Source organism: Campylobacter concisus, from assembly GCF_002165775.1.
GTDB classification, from domain to species: domain Bacteria; phylum Campylobacterota; class Campylobacteria; order Campylobacterales; family Campylobacteraceae; genus Campylobacter_A; species Campylobacter_A concisus_E.
In genome coordinates this window covers 65284-89331 of record NZ_NDYP01000001.1, presented here as the reverse complement: position 1 = coordinate 89331, position 24048 = coordinate 65284, and the positions used below count along the sequence as shown (strand labels likewise).

Annotated in this window: 23 protein-coding genes, 1 tRNA gene and 1 pseudogene; 10 read left to right on the top strand and 15 right to left on the bottom strand. The window is 37.3% G+C overall.

The annotated features are described in order from the left end of the window. The 5 genes from B9N66_RS00465 to tig are packed head-to-tail and all read right to left on the bottom strand — an operon-like array spanning window position 1 to window position 4988. The gene (locus B9N66_RS00465) at window positions 1-1506 is read right to left on the bottom strand and encodes a YifB family Mg chelatase-like AAA ATPase (RefSeq protein ID WP_087579439.1); all 1506 of its coding nucleotides are present in this window, start codon (window positions 1504-1506) and stop codon (window positions 1-3) included. Continuing rightward, window positions 1503-2021 carry a peptide deformylase gene (def, locus tag B9N66_RS00460; RefSeq protein WP_087579438.1) on the bottom strand — a complete coding sequence of 173 codons (519 nt, stop codon included), beginning with the start codon at window positions 2019-2021 and terminating at the stop codon, window positions 1503-1505. The genes B9N66_RS00465 and def overlap by 4 nt, the downstream gene beginning before the upstream one ends. Window positions 2022-2035: 14 nt before the next feature. Further along, window positions 2036-3058, bottom strand: coding sequence for a GGDEF domain-containing protein (locus tag B9N66_RS00455; RefSeq protein ID WP_087579437.1), 1023 nt, complete (start codon window positions 3056-3058; stop codon window positions 2036-2038). 8 nt (window positions 3059-3066) lie between these two features. After that, window positions 3067-3657 (bottom strand): ATP-dependent Clp endopeptidase proteolytic subunit ClpP, encoded by a 591-nt coding sequence (gene clpP, locus B9N66_RS00450; RefSeq protein ID WP_085657936.1) that lies wholly within the window; start codon window positions 3655-3657, stop codon window positions 3067-3069. Continuing rightward, the gene (gene tig / locus B9N66_RS00445) at window positions 3657-4988 is read right to left on the bottom strand and encodes a trigger factor (protein ID WP_087579436.1); all 1332 of its coding nucleotides are present in this window, start codon (window positions 4986-4988) and stop codon (window positions 3657-3659) included. Before tig ends, clpP begins: the two co-directional genes overlap by 1 nt. A gap of 138 nt (window positions 4989-5126) precedes the next feature. Here tig and folE point away from each other — a divergent pair, with 138 nt between their 5' ends. Both folE and fliI read left to right on the top strand, forming a co-directional pair. Further along, entirely contained in the window at window positions 5127-5699 is a 573-nt protein-coding gene (folE, locus tag B9N66_RS00440; protein WP_087579435.1) for a GTP cyclohydrolase I FolE, read from the top strand. Beyond that, entirely contained in the window at window positions 5696-7003 is a 1308-nt protein-coding gene (gene fliI / locus B9N66_RS00435) for a flagellar protein export ATPase FliI (protein WP_087579434.1), read from the top strand. The genes folE and fliI overlap by 4 nt, the downstream gene beginning before the upstream one ends. A 789-nt stretch (window positions 7004-7792) precedes the next feature. Here fliI and B9N66_RS00430 read toward each other — a convergent pair. The 5 genes from B9N66_RS00430 to B9N66_RS00410 are packed head-to-tail and all read right to left on the bottom strand — an operon-like array spanning window position 7793 to window position 13771. Then, window positions 7793-9526, bottom strand: a complete 1734-nt coding sequence (locus B9N66_RS00430) for an AAA family ATPase (RefSeq protein WP_087579433.1) — start codon at window positions 9524-9526, stop codon at window positions 7793-7795. Continuing rightward, a complete protein-coding gene (locus B9N66_RS00425) occupies window positions 9526-11202 on the bottom strand; it encodes a fatty acid--CoA ligase (protein ID WP_087579432.1) in 1677 nt (558 codons plus the stop codon). The genes B9N66_RS00430 and B9N66_RS00425 overlap by 1 nt, the downstream gene beginning before the upstream one ends. A 12-nt stretch (window positions 11203-11214) precedes the next feature. After that, complete coding sequence (locus B9N66_RS00420) at window positions 11215-12456, bottom strand: OmpP1/FadL family transporter (protein ID WP_087579431.1); 1242 nt, start codon at window positions 12454-12456, stop codon at window positions 11215-11217. Beyond that, entirely contained in the window at window positions 12453-13304 is an 852-nt protein-coding gene (gene nfo, locus B9N66_RS00415; protein WP_087579430.1) for a deoxyribonuclease IV, read from the bottom strand. The genes B9N66_RS00420 and nfo overlap by 4 nt, the downstream gene beginning before the upstream one ends. Continuing rightward, a complete protein-coding gene (locus B9N66_RS00410) occupies window positions 13301-13771 on the bottom strand; it encodes a hypothetical protein (protein ID WP_087579429.1) in 471 nt (156 codons plus the stop codon). The genes nfo and B9N66_RS00410 overlap by 4 nt, the downstream gene beginning before the upstream one ends. A 68-nt stretch (window positions 13772-13839) precedes the next feature. On the opposite strand from B9N66_RS00410, the gene B9N66_RS00405 reads away from it, so the two are divergent. Next, window positions 13840-13914 (top strand) — tRNA-Glu (locus tag B9N66_RS00405). A gap of 83 nt (window positions 13915-13997) precedes the next feature. On the opposite strand, the gene B9N66_RS00400 is transcribed toward B9N66_RS00405, so the two are convergent. Next, window positions 13998-14558 carry a manganese efflux pump MntP gene (locus B9N66_RS00400; RefSeq protein ID WP_087579428.1) on the bottom strand — a complete coding sequence of 187 codons (561 nt, stop codon included), beginning with the start codon at window positions 14556-14558 and terminating at the stop codon, window positions 13998-14000. A 109-nt stretch (window positions 14559-14667) separates the two neighbouring features. Between B9N66_RS00400 and B9N66_RS00395 the strand changes: the two are divergent. Together B9N66_RS00395 and B9N66_RS00390 are read left to right on the top strand one after the other, a co-directional pair. Next, window positions 14668-15415 (top strand): annotated as a pseudogene (locus B9N66_RS00395) (DUF4197 domain-containing protein). Beyond that, window positions 15412-16293: a DMT family transporter gene (locus B9N66_RS00390; protein ID WP_087579426.1), complete on the top strand. Its 882-nt coding sequence runs from the start codon at window positions 15412-15414 to the stop codon at window positions 16291-16293. The pseudogene B9N66_RS00395 and the gene B9N66_RS00390 overlap by 4 nt, the downstream one beginning before the upstream one ends. Here B9N66_RS00390 and B9N66_RS00385 read toward each other — a convergent pair. Next, window positions 16290-17015, bottom strand: a complete 726-nt coding sequence (locus tag B9N66_RS00385) for a class I SAM-dependent methyltransferase (RefSeq protein ID WP_087579425.1) — start codon at window positions 17013-17015, stop codon at window positions 16290-16292. The genes B9N66_RS00390 and B9N66_RS00385 overlap by 4 nt on opposite strands. 46 nt (window positions 17016-17061) lie before the next feature. Here B9N66_RS00385 and B9N66_RS00380 point away from each other — a divergent pair, with 46 nt between their 5' ends. Beyond that, the gene (locus B9N66_RS00380; protein WP_021090236.1) at window positions 17062-17454 is read left to right on the top strand and encodes an acyl-CoA thioesterase; all 393 of its coding nucleotides are present in this window, start codon (window positions 17062-17064) and stop codon (window positions 17452-17454) included. On the opposite strand, the gene B9N66_RS00375 is transcribed toward B9N66_RS00380, so the two are convergent. Further along, entirely contained in the window at window positions 17445-17804 is a 360-nt protein-coding gene (locus B9N66_RS00375; RefSeq protein ID WP_084109795.1) for a Fur family transcriptional regulator, read from the bottom strand. The two genes, B9N66_RS00380 and B9N66_RS00375, sit on opposite strands and share 10 nt — an antisense overlap. Before the next feature lie 147 nt (window positions 17805-17951). On the opposite strand from B9N66_RS00375, the gene B9N66_RS00370 reads away from it, so the two are divergent. Genes B9N66_RS00370 through B9N66_RS00355 form a run of 4 tightly spaced genes read left to right on the top strand, consistent with a single transcriptional unit; the run spans window position 17952 to window position 21986 of the window. Beyond that, on the top strand, window positions 17952-18887 hold the full coding sequence (locus B9N66_RS00370) for a metal ABC transporter solute-binding protein, Zn/Mn family (RefSeq protein ID WP_087579424.1): 936 nt from the start codon (window positions 17952-17954) through the stop codon (window positions 18885-18887). Window positions 18888-18890: 3 nt separating this feature from the next. Further along, window positions 18891-20396 carry a nickel/cobalt transporter gene (locus B9N66_RS00365; protein WP_087579423.1) on the top strand — a complete coding sequence of 502 codons (1506 nt, stop codon included), beginning with the start codon at window positions 18891-18893 and terminating at the stop codon, window positions 20394-20396. Further along, window positions 20393-21178, top strand: coding sequence for a metal ABC transporter ATP-binding protein (locus B9N66_RS00360; RefSeq protein ID WP_087579422.1), 786 nt, complete (start codon window positions 20393-20395; stop codon window positions 21176-21178). Before B9N66_RS00365 ends, B9N66_RS00360 begins: the two co-directional genes overlap by 4 nt. Window position 21179: 1 nt before the next feature. Then, on the top strand, window positions 21180-21986 hold the full coding sequence (locus B9N66_RS00355) for a metal ABC transporter permease (protein ID WP_087577230.1): 807 nt from the start codon (window positions 21180-21182) through the stop codon (window positions 21984-21986). Here B9N66_RS00355 and B9N66_RS00350 read toward each other — a convergent pair. After that, window positions 21967-23298 (bottom strand): MATE family efflux transporter, encoded by a 1332-nt coding sequence (locus tag B9N66_RS00350; RefSeq protein ID WP_087579421.1) that lies wholly within the window; start codon window positions 23296-23298, stop codon window positions 21967-21969. The genes B9N66_RS00355 and B9N66_RS00350 overlap by 20 nt on opposite strands. A 251-nt stretch (window positions 23299-23549) precedes the next feature. Further along, on the bottom strand, window positions 23550-23987 hold the full coding sequence (locus B9N66_RS00345) for a type II secretion system protein (RefSeq protein ID WP_087577232.1): 438 nt from the start codon (window positions 23985-23987) through the stop codon (window positions 23550-23552). Window positions 23988-24048 lie beyond the last annotated feature (61 nt).

Here is a 24048-nt window from a genome sequence, read left to right as displayed (position 1 = left end):
TTATGCCCTAAAACTAAGCGCCTCTAAGATGTGGGGCTTTAAAATTTGCTCACTCTCATCAAGATCAGCGATGCTTCTAGCCACTCTAAGTGTCCTTTTTATGCCCCTTTGGGAAAGATTGTACTTCAAGGCTGCCTTTTGTAAAATTTCTCTTGCTTCATTATCTAATAGACAAAATTTTTCTACTTGTGCATCATTTAGCTTACCATTTAGCTCATCTTGATCGCGCTTTTTTTGAAATATAAAGGCTTTTAAAACCATATCACTCATTTGCTGTGAGCTCAAACTTGACCTATCATTTGGTGAGCTCTCGTCCATAGCAACTTTTAAATCAATGCGGTCGAGCACTGGAGCCGAAATTCTTGATTTATAGTTTTTTATCTCGTTTTCGCTGCATTTGCAATTTAAGTTGCGAGAGAATAAATTTCCACAAGGGCATGGATTTTGAGCCGCTACGAAGATAAATTTAGTTTCATAAGTCACTTTTGAATTTACCCTTGCGATGTGAATTTTATTGTCCTCAAGTGGCTCCCTGAGGCTTTCTATCACCTGCTTTGCAAAGTGAGGAAACTCGTCAAAAAATAGCACTCCACCATTTGCAAGTGCGATCTCACCGATCTTTGCGACATTTGAGCCTCCGCCAAAGATTGAACTTTTGGTTGAAGTGTGATGGGGCGAGCGAAAGGCTCTGGTGCTTGTAAATTCGCTATCTTGAAGGTTTAAAGAGCGGTAGGCGGCAGACTTTAGCACCTCTTCTAAGCTTTGTGGCACCATGATGTAGACGAGACGTTTTGCACACATGCTTTTGCCGCTGCCTGGACTGCCTTCAAATAAAATATTATGCATGCCAACGGCTGCAATAACGCAGGCTCTTTTGGCTCTTTCTTGACCCAAAACATCCTTAAAATCAAGCTCAAAGTTTAAATTTGGAACATATCTTTTGCCAGAAATTTCTATCACGTTTGAAAATAGCTCATGAGTGGCGTTAAAACGTATACTTTTTGCAAATTCTGCGTCATTAAAAAATCTAATCGCTTTCTCTAGAGTACTAATCGCATAAATTTCTAAATTTGGGATCATTGAAGCTTTTTGTGCTATCTCTTTTGGCACTAAGACTTTTGCGTTTTTTACCTGCGTGCTTAAAAAAAGTAAGATAGAAAATAAATTTGCTGTGCTTTTTACGCTTCCATCAAGCCCAAGCTCGCCAAAGACAAAAATTTTCTCTAAGCTTTTTGCCTTTTGAAGAGCTATAAGAAGAGCAATAGCTAGGTCAAAATGTGAGCCACTTTTTGGCAGATCTGAAGGGGATAAATTTATGGTTATCTTTTGTGCTGGGAAGGAAAAATCAAGTGCCAGAAGTGCTGCCTTTACGCGTTCTGTACTCTCTTTTATACTTGCGCTTGCAAGCCCAACGATGCTAAAACCAGGAAGCCCGCGAGAGAAGATAGACTCAACATCAATTATCTTTAGCCCATCGCCGTAAGTAGCACATCTTAAAGACTTCATGAAACTTTTTCTTTTTTTTGCTTTTTGTATTCCTTGTCAAATTTTTTGCGTTTATTAAAGCCGATTTTTTCTATAAAAAGATGTCCATCTAAATGATCGTTTTCATGCTGGATAGCGATAGCTAAAAGCCCATCAGCCTTTAAGCTTTGCTCTTTGCCAAAGCGGTCTTGATATTTGATAGCCACAACCTCACTTCTTTTTACCTCTTCATAAAAGCCAGGCACACTAAGGCAACCCTCTTGATAGATGCATTCTCCTTCACGTAGTTCAAACTTTGGATTTATGATTTCGATTAAATTTTCTTTATCTTGCACGCCCTCGTCATTGGCTAGATTTATAATAAAAATTCTTTTTGCGACACCTATCTGAATAGCAGCAAGGCCGATGCCCTCTTTTGCAATCATCGTATCATACATATCATCAAGTAGTTTGTGAAGTTCCTCATCAAAATTTTTAACATCTTTTGAGACTTCATAAAGTTTTTTATTTGGATAAGATAAAACCTCTAAGATCAAGCCCAAACTCCTACTTATTCATCCAAAAATATAGGCTGCTCATCATCTTGTGTTAGTATTAGTTGATCTAACGAGTAAGAGATTAATTCTTCAGCGCTTCTTGTTTTTGTTATCATGCTTGAAACCACTTGGATATCAAGCTTGCACTCTTCACCATCTATCTTCCAAGGTATAGATGAAAGCATATTTAAAATTCTACTACCGGCTTGTTTTGTACCATTTTCGTCAGTATATTTCATAACCATAGCAAAACAGCCATCACCATAATGAGCTACTATATCGCTTCTTCTAGAAGTTCTTAAAAGAAGCTGTGATATAGCTTTATACATATTGTTTCGCTCTTTTAAATTTTTAACACGATTTGTAAATCTATCTTTTGCTCTTACTAGTAAAAACGATGCGTTATAGCCATATCTTTTAACGGCTTCTACTTCACTTTGTACTGTGGCTACTAGAAATTTTTTATTATAAACGTCATATGTCGTATCGTAAATCGACTGCTCTTCAATAGATTTAAGCATCTTGGCTACTTCATCATAGCTTACTTTAATGACATCAAGATGCTTATCCATAAGGCTGTTTAATTTTATTAGGTCATGATTAAATGCGCTTAAAACATTTTGAAGAGCTAGGATATTTGTATTATTTTTGAGTGCATCCATGCGCTTTTGTACTAGGCCTCTCATGATGCCTAAATTTTTATAGATTAGCACCACGGCTTGAAGCATACTTTTTATCTGGATAAATCCTTGCTTTATCTCTTTTTCAATAGAGATATTACTACCTGATGGTACTGATATCTCGGAATTTATGACTATCATATCACCGATCTCTTTTCTAAATTCATCAGGCTGTCCATCAAGCATTTTCTCAAAATAAATAGAGTAATTGTTTGGTGTAGATGGAACATTATCGTCGCTTAATTCATGCAAAACATTTTCTGAAAATCTGTAGATATCTACCTTTTCTTTTTCTAGAATATGTTTTACCTCAACCGCTTTTTTCTTAGGGTCTGGTGCATTATCTATCTTTATCACTTTGGGCCTTATTTAAAACTTTTCTCCAAAATTTTATCAACAAGTCCGTACTCTTTGGCTTCGGCCGAACTCATAAAGAAGTCACGTTCAGTATCTTTTACGATCTTACTTAGCTTTTGACCTGTATTTTTTGCCAAAATTCCATTTAAAATCTCTTTCATACGCAAAATTTCACGAGCTTGTATCTCGATATCAGTCGCTTGACCTCTAGCGCCGCCAAGTGGTTGGTGTATCATGATACGAGAATTTGGCAGTGCATATCTCTTTCCAGGCGTACCGCAGCTTAATAAAAATGCACCCATACTAGCAGCTTGGCCGATACAGATCGTGCAAACATCTGGCTTTATGTAGTTCATCGTGTCATAGATACTAAAGCCACTTGTTATCACACCACCTGGTGAGTTTATATATAGATAGATATCTTTATCTGGATCCTCAGCCTCTAAAAATAGAAGCTGAGCGACGATAGAAGCAGCCATGCCGTCTTCTATCTCGCCACTTAGCATAACGATCCTATCTTTTAAAAGACGGGAATATATATCATAGCTTCGCTCACCTCTGCTAGTTCTTTCAACTACGACAGGAACGTAATAGCTCATTACTCAGCCTTCTCTTTTTTGCTTGCTTTTTTCTCGTCTTTTTCTTTATTAAAGAGCTCGCTAAATAGCTTCTCTTCAATCATTGACATCTTTATAGCTGGAAGCATGCCTTGATTGCGGTACATCTCAAGGTGTGCTTTTGGATCTTGACCGCTTCTATACGCCTCAAAATAGATCGCTTGAACGACCTCTTGATCGCTCACTTTCACGCCCCTTACGCGAGCTAGCTCATCGATTATGAAAGTTAGGCGAACGCTATTTTCAGCGTCTTTTCTAAACTCGTCACGTTTTTTAGAAAGAGCATCTTTGTCTTCTCTAAATTTCTTCATATCATCTGGAGTAAATGAGCTCCATGCGTTTCTAAACTGCATATCGATCTCTTGCTCGACAATATTTTTTGGCACGTCAAATTTAAATTTCTCGACCGCAGCTTCAGCAAATTTTGGCTTAAGCTCATCATTTATAAGTTTATAAATTTTCTCTTGACGTATTTGCTCTTTTATACGCTCATCAAGTAACTCTTCAGTTGGTTTTTCTTCATTTGGAAGTAAAGTTTTTAGCATCTCTTCATCTAGTTTTTCAGGAATTTTTCTCTCTTGAATTTCATGAAGTTTTATTTTAAAGATAGCGTCTTTACCAGCTAAATGTGCAGCTCCGTAGTTTTCTGGGAATTTAACCTCGATATCTTTTTCGCCACCAGCTTTTATGCCTACCATGCCATCTTCAAAGCCTGGAATGAATTGATTTGAGCCGATCTCAAGCACATAGTTTTCAGCCTTGCCACCATCAAATGCAACGCCATCAACAAAGCCTTCAAAGTCAAATTTAGCAAAATCGCCAACTTTTAGGCCTCTTTTGCCTTCTACTTTTTCAAGTGGAGCTATCATTTTTAAAAGCTCAGTTTTCTTCTCATCGATATCTTTTTTCAAAACGCGTGGGTTTGAAAACTCAGGTATCAAGCTCTCATAGCCGCTCACATCGACACTTGGCTTAAATGAAACTGTTAGCTCAACATCGATCTTACCATCTTTTCTGTCAAATTTTGAAACAATAGGCTCGCCGATAAGATCATCGTTTTTCTTGCCTGCTTGCTTTATAGCCTCATCAACAACATCTCTTAAGACATCTTGTTCAGCATCATTTGTTAGCTCTTTTTCGTAGCGTTTTAGCACAATAGCAACTGGCACATGGCCTTGTCTAAAGCCATCTACTTTCATAGTTTTTGCTGCTTTTTTTGCTAGTTTTTCTACGCTAGATTTTATAGCATCTGCACTTATAGTCGTGCTTGCTAAGGTATTTACGCTATCTAGAGCTTTGATTTTGATTTCCATCTAATTCCTTTATGAATACAAATTTTTAGCCAAAAATATAGCAGAATTTTCCTTATTTCATTGTAAATTTGTAAATTTTTATAGATATAAAAGGCGTTTTAACGTAGAATTTGGCAATAAAATTATGGAGAAAAATTTATGCAAGAGAGTTTTGAAAATTCGGTTAAAAATATGCTAACAATTATAGGCGAGGATCCAAACAGAGAAGGACTTTTAAAAACTCCTGAGCGCGTTTATAAAGCTTTTAAATTTCTAACTAGCGGATACGAGCAGGATCCAAAAGAGGTACTAGGCGACGCGCTATTTACTAGCTCAAATAACGAGATGGTTCTCATGCGAAACATCGAGTTTTACAGCCTTTGTGAGCACCATTTGTTGCCTATTATTGGCCGCGTGCATGTGGCATACATCCCAAATGGCAAGGTCGTGGGACTTAGTAAAATTCCACGCATGGTAAATATCTACGCAAGACGCTTACAAATTCAAGAGCAGATGACCGAGCAGATCGCAAAGGCGCTTGAGGACGTAATAGCTCCAAAAGGCGTTGGTGTAGTGGTTGAGGCTAGGCATATGTGCGTTGAGATGAGGGGTGTGCAAAAGATAAACTCAACCACTACGACCTCGGCTCTTAGGGGCTGCTTTATCAAAAACGCAGACACAAGACGAGAATTTTTCTCGCTTATAAATTCTCCTAGGGAAACGCATTTTTGAGCTTAGAGCACATAAATTTAAAGCTTAAAGAGGGTGTGAAACTCTCAAACACCTTTGGCATCATAACTAAGATTACAGCTACGACTATTGAGATAACTGGACTTCGCCCAAGCATCGGCGACATCGTACGGATAGTTGCAAAAGACAAAAGCAAAAACGGCCTTGGCATGGTTACGCAAATAAAAACAGATGGTGCATATATCAGCCCGTTTGGCTTTGTCGAGGGCTTTAGGATAGGTGACTTCGTCTATGAGAGCGATCAAGGTATGAATATACCAGTAGGGCCAAATTTACTTGGGCGCGTGGTCGATCCATTTATGAAGCCGATTGACGGCAAAGGAGCGATCGAGACGACTGAATATATGCCGATCATGAGAGCACCTATAGATGCGATGAAAAGGGGGCTTATAAATGAGCCATTTAGCGTTGGGATAAAGACGATAGATGGGCTACTTACTTGTGGTAAAGGGCAAAAGCTGGGAATTTTCGCAGGCTCAGGTGTGGGCAAATCAACCCTTATGAGCATGATCGTAAAAAACACACTAGCACCGATAAAAGTAGTCGCACTAATAGGCGAGCGTGGTCGCGAGGTACCTGAATTTATAGAAAAAAACCTAGGCGGCGACCTGGAGGGTACGGTCATCATCGTAGCAACCAGCGATGATAGCTCGCTCATGCGAAAGTACGGCGCATTTTGCGCGATGAGCGTAGCTGAGTACTTCAAACAACAAGGGAATGACGTGCTTTTCATCATGGATAGCGTGACACGTTTTGCGATGGCACAGCGTGAGATCGGCCTTGCACTTGGCGAGCCACCGACCTCAAAAGGCTATCCGCCAAGTTCGCTCACACTCTTGCCTCAGCTAATGGAGCGCGCTGGCAAAGAGGAGGGCAAGGGCAGTATCACGGCGTTTTTCACCGTGCTTGTCGAGGGCGATGATATGAGCGATCCGATAGCTGACCAAAGCCGCTCTATCCTAGACGGACACATCGTGCTAAGCCGCGAGCTAACGGACTTTGGCATCTACCCACCTATCAATATCCAAAACTCGGCCTCGCGTGTCATGGGTGACGTGATCGGCAAAGAACACAAGCTAAATGCGATGAAATTTAAGCGCCTCTACTCACTTTTAAAAGAAAATGAGGTCCTGCTTCGCATCGGAGCATATCAAAAGGGTAGTGACAAGGAGCTTGACCTTGCGATCTCGAAGAAAGAATTTATGGAGAGCTTCTTAAAACAAAGCTCAGAAGAGGCCTTTGCACTTGAAGAGGTCGAAGAACTACTTGATAAGATCAATCAGTAAATTTCTAAAATTTGCAAGCCTTTTGACAAATTTCGCTACTAAAATTTTTATAGCTTCTCGAGTCTTGCCAAAAATATAATCAATTTTTTATACTAATTACTAAAGTAATCACGCATTACTTCTTTGCTTCGGATGTAAAAATTGCGCTCAAGGACCTATAAATTTCTATTTTCTCATCTCTTTTTTAATTTCAAAAAGCGCTGTTACAAATATCATGAAAGAGAATTTAAAATTTATGAGGCTTTTTATTTTAGACTTCGTGAGGACGGTTTTTGTGTTATGCAAAACGACAAAGTATTAAAAACTCTTTCTAAGCACAATACGCATTCCAAACAGCGATCACAAAGTGGGCAAATTCCAAAATTTGGGATTTTTTGACAAAAATTACTCATTTGCAAACTCTGCAGTAGTGAATTTGAGACAGGCGAGCGAGCTAAATCTATAATATGCTGATATCTGTCTTGCTATAAATCTTGGTGGCAATCAGGCGTAAATTTAACTATGAAAGTAAAATTTTACATTTAGATCAGTAATCTCTGGCACTTTAAACTTCGCCTCGTGGCGCAAAACATATGCTGCATGAGATAGTAAAATTTGGAAGAGCTTAAGAGCCAAGACCTATTTTTCTAAACAAAACTTGACCTTAGCTCACACTTTCTATAATTTTTGGCGACAACAATCGTGCAAATTCTAATTAGATAAAAGCGGATTACTCGCCAATGTCAGTGGCTCTTGCTATTTTTATATTTGTTTAAATTTATACAAACAATAGAATCAAGAGAGAAAGGCCTAAGAACCAAATCCCATCTTTTTATCCTCGCCAAAGCTTGAGTTTAGCTCGCGCTCTATCGTGGTTTTAAAGTCCTCAAAGGTAAAAATCCCATCATCTTTTATAGCTACTTTTAGTGCAGTATTTTTTAGTGCAAGGACGATCTGTGCGCCACTTAGGTTAAATTCAGCCAGCCTTTCAACGCTAAAGCCATCTTCAAAGCTCGCATTTTCAGGCAAAATTTTACGCCAAATGGCAAGCCTGCCGTTATAATCAGGCTTTTTAAACTCGATCTTATAGTCAAACCTTCTAGAAAACGCCACGTCAAGGCTTTGCAAGAAATTTGTCGTAGCGATCAGCACGCCCTCAAAGCGCTCGATCTGCTCTAAAAAGATATTTTGCATTTGATTATGCATCTTTTCAGCTCCGCTCGAGCTCTCCACTCTCGTGCTTAAAAACTGATCGGCTTCATTTAGTAAAAGCACCGGCTCACTACCACTTTTTTTGCAAATTTCTTTGTAAGTATCAAAAATTTTCCTTACGTTTTGCTCGCTCTCGCCGACATATTTGCTTAAAATTTTTGAGCAGTCAAAGCTTAAAATTTGCCTCTTTAGGCTTTTTGCAAGCCCAACGGCACTCATGGTTTTACCAGTGCCAGGCTCGCCGTAAAAGATGATCTTGGCGTCTATATTTTTTCTAGTTTTTATGCCCCAGCTGCTAAGTCTAGCGAGCACTTTTTTATCGACTTGCTTTAGTATTGTACTTAAAAGCTGCTTTGTCTTTTCGTTTAGCACGACATCTTCTAGGCTAGTTACTGGCTCTATTAGCTCAAAAATTTCTTGCTCTTTTACCAGGCTTTCGATCTTGATTTTTTTACTATTTTTGTCATTTTTTGGGTGCATTATGCTTTGCAAAATATCTTCATTTATAAAAAAGCTCTTGCTCACATTTCCATAAGCGTTTAAAACCTCGTCATAATCAATAAGCGCACCTTCAATGAGCCTTGAGCCGTCCTCTAAAAGCGTGCGATTTTTGATGCGTTCAAGCTCATCTTTGCTTATTAGCCCAACTAACGTGTTTAGATCACGGCCGTTCTCAAAGTCGCCCGCGTACTCCTCTTTTAAAAGGGCTAAAAATATAATCTGCTCTTTTTCGTCAAGTGAGTTTTCTTTAAAAATTTGCTCTATCTTTAGGCTGATCTTGCTTAGTTTGACGCGCTCGTTTATGCGTTTTGTAAGCTCAGAAATTTGCTCATTTATACGCTTTTTGGCATCACTTGAGCTGTTTTCAAAAATAGCAGCCTTTGAGTAAAGCTCTACCTTTAAAAACTGGTCTTTTAAATACTCCAAATGATCTTCATATGGCGTAAGCTCTGGCAAATTTATATCAGCGTTGCCATCTTCAAGAATTTTTAAAAATGTGGCTGATAGAGAAATTTCAGAATGAAGCAACGAAAGAAGCCCTTGAGTTGAAGCCCTTTGCGTGCTCTCAGGTATTTTAAAAAGACTATAATTTTGTACAATCCAACCACTATCAAGCAAATTTTTTATAAATTTTAGATACAAAAGCTGCTTATCATTTTGCGTGCCAAAGACTGCTCCAAGTAGCTCAAAAACGCTCATATTAGCTGTTCCTTGCACATAAGCTTTACTTAGATATTTTAAAATTTCCCCCTCTTCATCGCCGCACTTTATCAGCTCATAAATTTTGCTTTTTTTAAGGTCCTGGTTTAAAAAATCAAGCAAGTATTTCACTAAAATTTATCCTTCATCTGCTCTATTTGCTCTTTTAATACACGTTTTAGCACCTTACCAGTGGCATTTCTAGGCAACTCTTCGGCGAAATAGATACTCTTTGGTATCTTGAAATTCGCTAAATTTTTCTTTAAATGCTCTCTCACTGTTTTTTCGTCTAAGTCCATACCCTCTTTTACTTGTATAAATGCCACAACCTCTTCATCGGCGTGTACGTCTTTTACACCGATTACTGCTGTTGCTTCAACTGCTTCAAGTTTGTAAATAACCTCTTCGATCTCGCGCGGATAGATGTTGATACCCTTTGATATAATGAGGTCTTTTTTACGATCAACGATATAGATAAAGCCCTCTTCATCGACTTTTCCAAGATCTCCGGTCTTTAACCAGCCGTTTATTATGGTCTCATCAGTGATGCTTGGCATACCATAGTAGCCTTGCATGACGCAATCACCCTTTATGATGATCTCACCGATCTCCCCGGTTGGAAGCTCCATCATCTCATCATTTACGATCTTCACCTCATATCCATCAAGCACAGGCCCCACACTTAAAAGCTTTTGTTTATCATATAAATTTGCAGCTACGACTGGCGAGCATTCGCTAAGGCCATATCCCTCGACAAGTGTTGCACGTGGAAATTTCACTCTAAAATCATCGATCGTTTGCTTAGCAAGCGGAGCAGCACCACTTACAAATAGCCTTATGCGGTTAAACCATCTAAAATACCAAGGAATTTTTGCCTTACCGATAGCTGTATAGATGGCTGGAATTCCTAAAAATACAGTTACACGCTTTAGCAAAGTTTGTTTTAGTACATTTGAAAATGGAAATACTGATTTTACAAGAACCATCGAAGCGCTCGCAAATATCGGAAGCAACACCATTGCAGTTAGCGTAAAACTATGAAACATCGGCAAAAAGACTATGAAACGATCGCTTTTTTTCACTATAAAACGATCATGAGCTCCAATTAAATTTGAAAAGATATTTTTATAGCTTATCATCGCACCTTTTGGCTTGCCAGTAGTGCCTGAAGTGTAAATTATATGCATTAAATCATCTATTACCGGATACTTTGTGATACTAAGAGCGTATTTGTGATTTAGAGTTTCTGTAAAATTTATGTTTTTAACAAGGCCATTATTTTCATAGCCCTTGCTCATATCCTCTTTTGAAATTTGAGGTGTTGAAGTGAGATACGCGCTCTCGCCATACTCTTCGTCAGTGTCTATATATTCATCCTTTGAGGCACTTTGAAGTTTCTTTGGTATTGCTCCGATCCAGATTATCTTTCTTAAAATTTCAAGCTCATTTAATGCGATTAACTCTTTTGCAAGCGAGCTAGACGCAAAAAGCACCTTTGCACCGCAATCATTTATGATATATTCAAACTCGTTTGCTTTTAAAAAAGTATTCATAGGCACTGCGATACCGCCTATTGCTGTTATCGCAAGGTATGAGATGATAAATTCTTTTGAGTTTGTAACCGCCATAGCTACTTTATCACCAAATTTTACTCCAGCAAGTTGCAAATAAGCTGCCACTTTATCGACATTTTGCTTTAATTCGCGATATTTTAGCTTCTCTTTTTCTTCAAAAAGAACTACTTGATTTGGATTTTCCTTTGCTACTTTGGTTAAAATTTCATAAAAATTATTATAAGAGTATCGCATTATTGACCCTAACTAAAATGTATATTTAAAAGTCGTACCAAGGATCTGGATTTTACCAGTTTCAAACTCGCCTGACATTTTTCCAGCAGCTGTTGAAATACCTGTTGCACGCTTTTTGTCGCGATGTTGATAGACATATCCAAGTGCTATTTCAAGATTTGGCGTAAATTTATAATTTACTCCAAAAGAATACACCTTAGACGTAGTATTTGGAAGCTCTAATCCAGTATGCTTGCTACTTGTAATGTCTTCATCATAGGCAAAGCCAGCCATTAGTCTAAATTTTTCATTGACATCATAGGCAAGACCTAGTCTATATGTATTTGTATCTTTTGCATTTTTGACAACTGGGTCGTCCATGAATGTTTTGAAATACCCACTAAACGGAGAACTCGTGTGAGCTGCAGTCTTGTCGCCAAATTCAAAGTCATAGCCTTTAAATTTAGACCAATACGTCCTCTCAAAAGCTAGCAAAAGAGTAAAGTCGCTAAATTTATATCCAGTTGCAAGTACAAGCTGAGCAGGAAGCGGGATCTCGACTTTTGTTTTGCCATGGTAGCTTATAGGAGATAGCGCTCCGTTAAAATCAGCATCTGTATGGCCTTTAAGTTCTAAATTTACATTTGAGCGGTAAGTAACAGCAAAGCTTAAATCCTCAATAGGTCTATAAGTAAGTGCAACATTATAGCCATAGCCCATACCATCGCCTTTTATCTCTCTGTAGCCTATTTGTCCAAAGTCACTTGCTATCTTACCTTTGGTGTAAACACCTCTAGCGCCAAGAGCAACGGCAAGTTTATCATTTATGCGGTAAGCCACGGTTGGATTTAGCTCAACAACTTGTAGCTTAAACCTTTTAGCGGTAAACGCAGTAGCTGGATCCTCCCATGATACACCAACAGCAGCAGGAACGGCAAGAGCTAAACCAAATTTCCAGTTTTCATAAATTTCTGGCGTTACAAAACTAAATGTACCAGCTAGCGAGTCAAATTTTTCTGATCTATAGCTTTTGCCACTATCACTTTTAAACTCAAGCTTATTTATATGAAACCAGCCAAGGGTACTTTCTATGTGATGGCGTCCATCTAAAAACATCATATTTGCAGGGTTAAAATACGCCGCATCAGCCCCAAAACTAAAGGCCACGTTACTAGCAGCAAGACCTAAAGAATCAGCACTTTGCTCAGGAACCTTATAACCTCCAGCATTTAGCAAAGTAGATACCATAATAATGCTTAATAGCACTTTTTTCATAGTTTTTCCTTTTCGAAATTTCTTAAAATTTTTATCTCGTCTTCCCAAATACTCTCGTCAATCGTCTCTAATATTAAAGGAATTTCGCCTATTTTATCATCATTTATTATATTTTTAAAAGCACTAAATCCAAGCTCACCCTTGCCAAGGCTCTCGTGTCTATCTTTTTTTGAGCCAAGTCCAAATTTTGCATCATTTAAATGCATGCCAGATAAAAATTTATAACCGATGATCGCATCAAATTCCCCCATTGTCTTGGCGTAAGCTTCTTTGCTTCTTAGATCATATCCAGCAGCAAATGCGTGACAGGTATCAAAGCAAACACCAACCCTGCGCTCATCGTCTACTCGCTCTATCAAATAAGCGATCTGCTTAAAACTAAAGCCTAAATTTGATCCTTGAGCAGCTGTATTTTCGATGACTAGCTTTACACCACTTGTGCGTTTTAATGCCTCGTTTATACAGCCAGCTATGTTATCTAGGCACTCTTTTTCACTTATTTGCTTTAGGTGCGAACCTGGGTGAAAATTTAAAAGCTCTAGTCCAAGTTTGCTAGCACGCTCTATCTCATCCACAAATGCCTCAAGCGACTTTACTCTTGCTTCCTCATCCGGATGGCCTAAATTTATCAAGTAACTACTGTGTGGCAAAACATGCTTTGTGCTTATGCCAGAAATTTTTAGATTTTCCTTAAACCGCTCTATTTCACTAGCACTTAGCTCTTTTGCATTCCACTGGCGTTGATTTTTTGTAAAAAGCGCAAAGGCATTTGCTCCTATTTTTGCAGCATTTAACGGAGCATTGAACACACCTCCAGCCGCACTTACGTGAGCTCCTATGTATCTCATTTTAACTCTTTTATTATCACTCTTATTTTGTTTTTGCTATCTACAAATTTGACGTAGTTGTCGCAAACCTCGTATTTTATAAAATATGAACTTAGATCTTGGCTAAAACCACACTCCGTATTTATCAAGCCTTTGCCATCATAAATCTTTTCTTTTTGCAAAATTTCCTCAAAAAGGCTCTCATAATGCGGGGCTAGAAAAAATTTCTCATTAAACTCAGTCTTGTTAAAACAAGCATTATTTATGCAAATTTTATCTCTTATGTTTATGTTTGCGGTGTTTACACCAGAACTATAAATTTGCAAATTTAGCTCATTTTTATATTTATGGAAAAATCCAACGTCATTTATCTTGATCATCGGAGAAAATAAAGTAACTTGAAAAGCTTGTGAATTTTGCGGTGTTTTGGTAGCTACACAACCTGTAAAAATAAAAACAGATAACAAAGTAAATAAAAAATTTTTCAAAAATTTTTCCTTATTAATCTAAAATTAAGTATAAAAGAAATATAATCCCAACTTCATAACCGACATGTGGCCCATTCGTCTAGCGGTTAGGACATCGCCCTTTCACGGCGGTAACACGAGTTCGAGTCTCGTATGGGTCACCACTTCTAAAAATCAAAATCTTATCCATATAAGCTTTAAAATATAGTTAATCTTAAATATTATTTTTAATTGCTATTTTAAATTTTTATTGAACTGTGCCGCTTTCAATTAAATGCGTTATTAAAATTTTAAAACCTAGAAAAATTAATATTGCTCCGCCTAAAAATAGCGCCTTTTTCTCTAAAATTTCACCCATAAATTTACCTATATAAAAAGCAATCAAACTTAATGCAAAGCAGACTACACCGATGATGAGCGAGCTTTGAAAGATATTTATCTCTTCAAAGCTAAGTGTGACACCAACGGCAAGAGCATCCACACTAGTAGCAAATGCCCCATACAAAATGGTCTTAAATCCTATCTTAAGATACTCACACTCCTCTTTACTACAGGCCTCTTTAAACATTCTAAAACCAAGAAAACAGAGTATAAAAAATGCAATAAAATGATCAACCGAGCTTATAAATTTTGCAAAACTAACACCTAAAAGATAACCAAAAAGTGGCATAAGAAACTGAAAAAAGCCAAGCATAAAAGCAATAAATAAAATTTTATTAAGAGCTAAATTTTTATATCTTGCACCATTTGCCATATTTAGTGCTGCACTATCCATACTAAGAGCGAAGCTAAGAAGTAAAAGTTGCATAATCTCCCTTTAAAAAAAGGGTGAATTCTAGTGCAAAAAGATTAAATTTATTTTAAGTGTTTAGATATTTTTTGTATGATTTTGCTTTAAATTTTAAAAAGGAGAGAAGATGAAAAGATCTCTTGTTATTCTTTGTGGAGCACTTGCTTTAAATTTACAAGCCGCAAGCATGGACGATATGATAAATAAAGGCGTCAAAATCGCCACTCACGCATCAAGTGGCGACTATAAAAGCCTAGTTGGCGAGGCGCTAAATGCCGCTGTTAGCGAGCTTTCAAAAGATGGCTTTATAAACAATGCTACGGCCAAAATTCCACTTCCAAAAAGTCTTGAGATGGCGTCGAATTTAGCCAAAAAAGTGGGCGGCGAGAAGTGGGCGCAAGACCTTAGCAAGTCGATAAATAACGCCGCAACTACGGCCGTGCCAAAGGCTGCTGAAATTTTTAGCGAAAGCATAAAAAATATGAGCGAAGCAGATGTCAAAAAGCTCTTTAAGGGCGGCAGTGACAGCGTTACGAAGTATCTGCAGGAAAGCTCCAGCCAAAAGCTAAAGGCGGCATTTACGCCGATAATTGAGAAAATGATGAGCGATAATAGCTTTGCGACTGCCTATAATGGGCTAAATTCTTTCATCGGCAACTCAGTAAAAAACAACGAAACGATAAAATCAGTAAAAAACCTAGCTAAAAATTTAGGCGCAAGCGAATATGTGCCAGATGACGGCGAGGATCTAAACACATATATCACAAGAAAGACGCTAGATGGGCTATTTAACGTAATGAGCGAGAAGGAAAAAGGGCTAAGAAGTGTTTGGCCTAGATAGCGGCAAAAAGGTGCTAGACTCGATCTTTAAATGAAAAATTTAAGCGCACAAAACAGAGCCGACATCGCACTCATCGTAGTTGCCATCGTTTGGGGCGCTACGTTTTTACCTATGGCAAATGCACTAAAAACAAATAGTGTCTTTGTCATGCTCTTTTGTAGATTTTTTATTTCCGCTATCTTTATGGGGCTTATAGCATTTAAATTTTCTAAAATTTTTGATAAAAAAAGTGTGATTTATGGCACTATTCTTGGCGTAGTTCTCTTTGGCTCGTTTGTTGCTCAAACTTACGCTCTAAAGCTTACTTTTAGCTCAAGTGTTGCCTTTATTACAGGGCTTGAGTGTGTTATCGTGCCTTTTATGACAGCACTCATTTTTAAAAATAAAATAACCATTTTTGCTATTTTGGGGGCGCTTGTTGCCATTTTTGGGCTTTGGCTCTTAAGTGGCGCCACGCTAGCACTTGGGAGCGGCGAGGCACTTGCCCTACTTTGTGCCATATTTTACGCACTTTACACGAGCTTAAATGGCCACTTTGTAAGAAAGTGCGAGCTTTATTTGCTTGTATTTGTGGTATTTCTCACCGTCTTTTTACTCTCATTTGTCTTTGCATTTATTGAAGGTAGTGTGGTGCCAAATTACGATAGGGAATTTTTTATAGCAATTTTCATCACTGCATTTATTGGCACCATTTTTTGCTACTTTGTACAAACCATCGCTCAAAGATATACAACAGCCAGCAAAGCAGCTTTATTTTTCTGTCTTGAGCCAGTCTCTGCTGGCTTTATCGGCTATTTTTTTGCTGACGAAATGCTAACACTCATACAAATTTTTGGTGCAATCTTAATAATCTTTGGAGTTATTTTTAGCGAATTTGGTAAAAAATTTTTCTCTAGGTCAAAACTAGTTTAAAAGACAAAAAGCTTCATCTGCGACTCTATCTTTTCATCTATAAACTCGCCGTCAAATTTCTCTTTTAACATCGCTAAAACCACTTTTTCATCGTAGTTTTTAGCTCCATTTATCTCAAGGTGCCAGCAAATGTTCTCAGCAGCTTCCTTCACGCTTCGTCTAGCGATCCTTGTTTCGTTTAAAATTTCACTCTTATAAGCGATTCCTTGCTCATTTAGCCACGCTTCAAGCCTATTTACAACATTTTTCTGTGAGAGAGTGCGTCCAAATTTTTTAAAAAATGGCTCAATCAAATCAGAGCTTCTAGGCTTATCCCAGCCAAGATAGAGTTTTTGCTTTGCGATATTATGAAATTTAGCAAAATCTTCATCGCTAGTAATCGCTGGACTCATCGTGCAAATGGCGATATCAAAGCGCTTTGCGGGCTTAAATTCTCTCCACGAGCAAACCTCGCTAGTTAAATTTGTCACCCCAAATCTTTTAGCATCTTCATTTAAAATTTCTATCATATTTTTTGAGCTATCAATGCCAGTTATATTTTTTGCAGTTTTTGACAAAAATATCGTCCAAACACCGGTACCACAGCCTATATCAAGAATTTCTTTACCGCTAAAATCAACCCCCCAACACAAAGCTTTAGCAAAAATTTGTTGCTGAATAGCACTTACTTTGCCATCAAACCTTTGATAATTTGACGCCTTTTTATCCCATAAATTTTGCATTTTAGCTCCTTATTTTTGGTTATAATTCTAGCAAAAAAGGCCAGAAATGAAAGATTTTATTTACAAAGTAATAATCCCACCACAAGCCATAGATATGCACGGACATATGAACAATGTCTATTATTTCACGCTTATGCAAGAGGCTGCATTTGCGCACTCTGCAGCGGTTGGCGACACGGTCGAGGCGCAGTATAAAAGAGGCGAGATCTGGCTCATTAGAAAAAATGAAGCCAAATATATAAAAAGCGTAAAATTGATGGACGAGATAGAAATTCATACTTACACACAAGCTGAAGGCAAGGCGACTTCGTGTAGATATTTTGAGTTTAAAAAAGATGACGAGTTAATAGCAACTGGCAAGACCGAGTTTGTTTATGTTGATCTAAAAACAAATCGTCCAAAAGCCATTCCGGCTGAGATAATCGCTCTTTACTCGTGATCACACTCATCACAAACGCCTTTTATCACGGCACTTTTTATATTTTTAGCGACGTTTAGATGTGGCATATCGATGTTTGTGACTTTATGACAAACATCGCAGATAAAGTACGCTTTTGCCTCATTTGCTAGTTCGTAGTAGCTTTTATGATTATTTTCGGTTTTTATGACAAGGCCCTTTTTTTCAAAAATTTCTATGCTTCTATAAAAAGTGGTTTTATTTGCATTAAGGCTTTCTAAAATTTCATCATAGCTTAATGGAGTTTTGGCATTTTGCAAAATTTCAACGAGCTTTATGCGAAAAGTAGTTGCTTTGATACTATGCTCTTCTAAGAAATTTCTTGCATTCATCCTTGCCCTTTTTATTTTTTGTATATTAACGCTAAAAGTTTTAAATTTCATTTAAAAAGCACTATATTTAGGCTTTCGTTCTTTAAGTTGCAACCAAGTTGCAATTTGCTAAACTTCCGCAATATTTTTTCAAATAAAGGAGAGATGGTGAGAAAGATTTTTGTTTTTTTAGCAGTTTGCGCTTTGTCACTTTTTGCAAAGCCAGTTGTTACGACTAGTATATTGCCTACAAAATTTTTTGTTGAGCAAATCGCTGGTGATACACTAAGTGTAAATACAATGGTTGGCAAAGGTGCTGATCCGCACACTTATGAGCCAAAGCCAAAACAGATGAAGGAGCTTGAAAAGAGCGAGCTTTACTTTGCTATTGGCATTGAGTTTGAAGATACTTGGCTAGAGCGTTTTTCAAAATCTTTTAAAAATTTACACATTGTAAAAACACAAGAAGGTATCGAAAAGATAGCTATGAACGATGAACATGAGCATCATGAACACCATGAACATCATGAGCACAAGCATGAGGGTGAGCATAAACATGAGCATCACGAGCACAATGACCATGACCACGAAGCTGGCGAGCATCATCACCATCATCATGATGGCCTTGACCCACACATCTGGCTTGACCCTATCCTAGTAAAAACACAAGCTGATAACATAGCAAAGGCGCTAATAGAGAAATTCCCGCAAAATGCAAAGCTTTATGAGGAGAATTTGGCTAAATTTAAAGCTAGCCTTGACGAGCTTGATAGCTTTATCAAAAATACTCTAAAAGATGTTAAAACTCGCGAATTTATCGTATATCACCCATCTTGGGGATATTTTGCAAAACGCTATAACTTAGAGCAAATTGCCATCGAGATAGAGGGCAAAGAGCCAAAGCCAGCTGAGCTAAAAGAGCTCATCGAAGAGGCTAAAGAGCACGGCGTAAAGGTCATTTTTGTAGCTCCACAGTTTCCAACAAAGGCTGCGAATTTAGTGGCAAAAGAGACTGGCTCAAAGGTTATAAGCATTGATCAGCTACCGGAAAATTGGCTAGATGAGATGAAAAAAACAGCAGAAATTTTTGCTAAGAGTCTATAAAAGATGTTAGCACGCCTGATTGTCATTTGCTTCTTTGCTATAAATGCCTTCGGGTGTGCTCTTTGCTCGCTTTATAGCCCGACCGCTCACGTGAGCGTAAAATTTGACTCAAACGAAAACAATATCACTACAATTGCTTTTTCATGGACATTTTCACAAAATTTCTCAGAGCTTATGAGGCAAAATTTTGACCTAAATCAGGATGAAAAGATAGATGAAAGCGAGATCAAAAAGATCCGCTTAAATTTACTTGATTATCTTGTGCCAAGGCACTATTTAACGAATATTGAGTACTTTTACAAAGATGAAAATGCTACGAAGCTTGAGTTAAATTTAAAAAAGTATAAACTCTATTTTGATGAGGGTAGATTAAAATTTGATGTTAGTTTTAAGACAAATTTGCTTATCAAAGATGGCTTTGTGGTGTCTGTCGAAATGGACGATAAAGAGGGATATTTTAATTTTAAATTTACGCAAAACAACGCATTTTTGGTATCAGATCAGTTTTGGACGATACCAAATCCAAATGTAAATTTAATATTTTTTACATTTTCAAGTAAGGCTGCAGCCAAAGCTCATAACGAAAAACCTGCATTAAAAGAGCTTCTAAAAGAGCCAAACTCAGTAAATTTTGAAGATGAAAATTTAAGCCAGATCGATAAAATCGATGAGGCTAAGTTTGATCTTGTTTCAAAAACAAGTCTAAATATGCTTGATAGATTAAAGCAAATCCTAAGAAATTTTGATCAAAAAAGTCCGCTGACTCTGCTATTTTTAGCGCTCATATCATTTGGTTATGGCTTTTTGCATGCTGCATCTGCGGGACATGGTAAGGTGCTTACAAGCTCCTATTTTGCCGCAACTGGTGGAAGCTACGCCAAAGCCTTTTTCTTCTCTTTAAAGATCGGATTTTTACATGTTGTGGGTGCGTTTATTTTTGTGCTTGCTAGTTTTATGATATTACGTGAGATCAGTAGTGATCTGACAAAAGATACAGCAAGTGTTACGACAGCATTTTCTGGCGTTATTATCTTTTTTGTAGCGATTTTTATGCTTTATAAAAAGGTCAAAATTTATCTTTCAAGCAAAAAAGAGTTAAGTAAATTTTATATTTTTAGCTCAAGTTTAAGCCAAAATTTGAGTAAAAATACAAAATTTACTAGCGACTGTGGCTGTAATATCTGTACTACAAAAAAACCAAAAAACAAAGAAGAATGGCTGGTTGCAGCTGCTGCGGCACTTATTCCTTGTCCTGGCACGATACTTGTCTTTGTGCTAGCAAATGAGCTAGGCAGCTACTTTGCAGGCGTTGTAAGCGGCCTATTTATGGCGCTTGGCATGAGCACAGTGATATTTTTAGCGGCTGTTTTTGGAGCCAAGATAAATGAGAGCACAAACATTAAGTTAAAAAAGTTTAAAATCTATGCCGAATTTATGGCTCTTAGCGTTATGCTTTGGCTTGGACTTTTTATTTTTACTACTACATTTACGCAAAAGAGTCTATTTTGAAAGAAATTATAAAAATTAGAAATTTAAACTTTAGCTACGATAAGCAAGTGGTTTTAGAAGGTATCAATTTAGATTATAGTAGCGATGAGTTTTTAGCTATCATCGGTCCAAATGGTGGTGGCAAAAGCACACTTTTAAAGCTTATCTTAGGGCTGCTTAAGCCTCAAAGCGGTGAGATAAAACTCTTTGGAAAAGAGCCAAGCGAAGTCAGTAAATTTATAGGCTATGTGCCTCAAAATTTTCTCTCAAATCAAAGCTTTCCAATGATGGTTTTAGAAGTAGTTTTAATGGGGCTAATCGATAAAAAAATTTTTGGTTTTTACTCACAAAATGAGAAACAAATGGCTCTTGCTGCCCTTGAGAAAGTTGGCATGAAAGAATTTGCAAGCGCTAGAATTGGTGAGCTAAGCGGTGGCCAAAGACAGCGTGTATATATCGCAAGAGCACTTTGTGCAAATGCAAAGGTTCTCATTTTAGACGAGCCAACAGCTAGTATCGACACAAAGGGCCAGGCTGAAATTTATGAAATTTTAAAAAATATAAATGCAAGCGGTGTTGGCGTAGTTTTAGTAAGTCATGATCTAAATATCGTGCTAAATTATGCTACAAAAATCGCCTATGTGAGTAAAAATTTGCATATTCATAAAACTCATGAAGATACTGCAAAAAGAGAATTTATAGAGCATTTAGCAAAATCTCATAGCCATTTTTGTGACGTTGAGATCGCACTTGGTGAATGTGAGTGCAAAATCAAAAGTAATGTTTTTAAGCTAAAGAGATAAAATGAGTGAAATTTTAGAGTTAAATTTTATGCAAAATGCCTTTATTGCTGGCATTTTAGTTAGTATCATTTGTGGGCTCATAGGCTCACTCGTTGTTATAAATAAAATGACTTTTATCGCTGGCGGTATCGCACACGGAGCATATGGCGGCATAGGACTTGCCTTTTTCTTCTCGCTTGAACCACTTCTTGGAGCTAGCATATTCTCACTCTTTTTAGCCCTTATAATCGCCACTATCACGTTAAAAGATAAAACCAACATCGACTCAGTTATCGGTGCTATTTGGGCATTTGGCATGGCTATTGGTATCATCTTTATAGACCTAACTCCAGGATACAATGCCGATCTTATGAGCTATCTCTTTGGCTCCATCTTAGCAGTGAGTGGGCAAGATATAACATTTATGAGTATTTTAGATATCTTATTTTTGGCGCTCATTGCCCTTTTTTATCGTCAATTTGTAGCTATTAGTTTTGATGCAGAATTTGCAAAGCTGCGCGGCGTAAATACAACATTTTTTCACTATTTATTAGTGTGTATGATGGCACTTTGTGTGGTGGCTACGATCCGTGTTGTGGGGCTGATTTTAGTCATCGCTCTTCTTACTATACCGCCATATTTAGCACAAATTTTTGCCAAAAGACTGGGACTAATGATGCTAATCTCTACTATCTTTTCAGTCATTTTTTGCTTTAGTGGTCTATTTATTAGCTTCTATTTTAACCTAACAGGCGGAGCTAGCATAATCTTAGTTGCTTCACTTTGCTTTTTTGCTTTTTGTTTTAAATTTAAAAGCTTACGTCAGTAGCCATTCTTAACTGATAAAGCGTCCAAAAGACGAAACAAATGGCTGTGAGATAGACACTAAAAAATAGAGCCAGCCATATAAATTTTATCTCAAGACCAAAATAGAAGACTACCACGTAAAAAAGTGATCCTTGAAGCACAAATTGCCTAAATCCATTTAGCAAAAAGATGGCCACTGGGCGTTTTACGGCCTGAAGAGTGCTGCCTGAGACATTTATCGTGCCATAAGCTACGTAAGCAAGAGAATTTATACCAAGATAAAGCCCTGCTATCTCCAAAACTGCCGGCGTATCATCAAAAATTCTTATCATATCTTCACCAAAAAATCTAATAAAAACGCAAGCGAATGCACAATAGATAAGCAAAAAAAGAAGCGAAATTTTATAGCATTGCTTAGCTCTTTTAAAATTTTTAGCGCCATAGTTTCTTGAAACGATACTTAAAACTGCTGCGGCCATACCAATGGTCGGCAATACCAAAATTTGCTCTATCCTTAAAGCTATACCGTACCCCGCTACGGCATTTACACCATAGTAGCTTATAAATTTTAAAAGTACAAGTGAGCCAAGTGACATCGATAGATAGTTTAAGCAAGCTGGTAGAGCTTGCTTTGTAATCTTTGTCCAAATGCTAAAATTTGGCACAAAATAGCTTAAATTTCTTGGCTCGATCATCTTAGCTTTTTTAACTTTTACAAAAAGATAGATCATGCCCAAAAGCTGAACACTAGCTGTTGCTAGAGCAAGTCCTTTTACACCAAGATCCAAAATGAATGCAAAAAAATAGCAAAAAAATGCATTGATAAAAAGGCCATAAAATAGCCAATCGCGGTAACTTTTTGTATCTCCAAGCGCTACAAGCACTCCGTTTAGAGATTTGATAATCAAGAAAAATGGTGCAGCAAGAAAGATAACACCCGCGTAATCAAGTGCCTCTTTTAAATAGTGATGATCAGCTCCTAAAAAAGTGAGTAAATTTGGTGCTAAAAAATAGCCACAAAACCCCATAAAAATAGCAAATACTAGCACAAAGATAATTCCATTTGCTGCATAAAATTTAGCCATTTTTACTTTTCCTGCTCCAAGACTATTGCCTATTAGCGCAGTTAGTGCTGAGCCAAAACCAAGCCCAATGCCTACAATACTTAGATAAAGCAAAAAGCTCATAGCCATACCAGCTACGGCAAGGGTAGAAATTTTTGCTGCAAAAAATGTGCCGGTAACATTATAAAGAGTATTAAACATCATTGCGGTGCCAGCTGGAAGCGAAAACGAAATGATGAGCTTATTTAACGGGTCTTTTAGTAAATCCATGGCTTGATTTTACGTTTTTTATCTTTAAAATTTGTAAAGGATAAAATCAATTAAATTTAATAAAAGGCCATTACCCATGAGTAATAAGTTAGGATTGATATCTTTTGGTGATGTATTAACTCTTAGAAAGCTTTTAATCTTATGTGTATTATTTATGTAAAAGAAAATTTGTATTTATATCAATCTTTGTTATATTAAAAATTTAGTAATACAAAAATCATAAAAAGCAAGGAAAATACCTTGCTAAAATTTTATTTATATTTTATGCCCATGCCACCAAATTTAAGCGTATTAGCTGTCTTATTATCGCTACTTTCGATTAGAGCTTTAACGTCTGCTAAGCCAGGTAATTTCCAAACTTGCTCGCAAAGACCATCTGTTTTTATAGTTATTCCTATCTCACCATTAGTATTGTTTCCTGTACCTACTTCTAGGCACTTATCATTTTTTGCATTTACTGGATTTTTAACATTTGACATCTTCTTAACAGCATCTGAACCAGAAGCAAATTCGCCTTGTGAAGTATAGTAAGAACCCAAGTCCGAAATAAGTGTTTGTATGTTTGAAGCAGTTTTTGATATCTCTGCATCATCCCTTGTTGCAGCTAATTTTGGTATAGCAACCGCAGCTAATATACCCAATATAACGATCACGAAGATCAACTCAATCATCGTAAAGCCTTTTTTCATGACTTCTCCTCCCTGAAATATAAATATTTTCTAAATCGAGCGAATTGTATCATAAATTTCA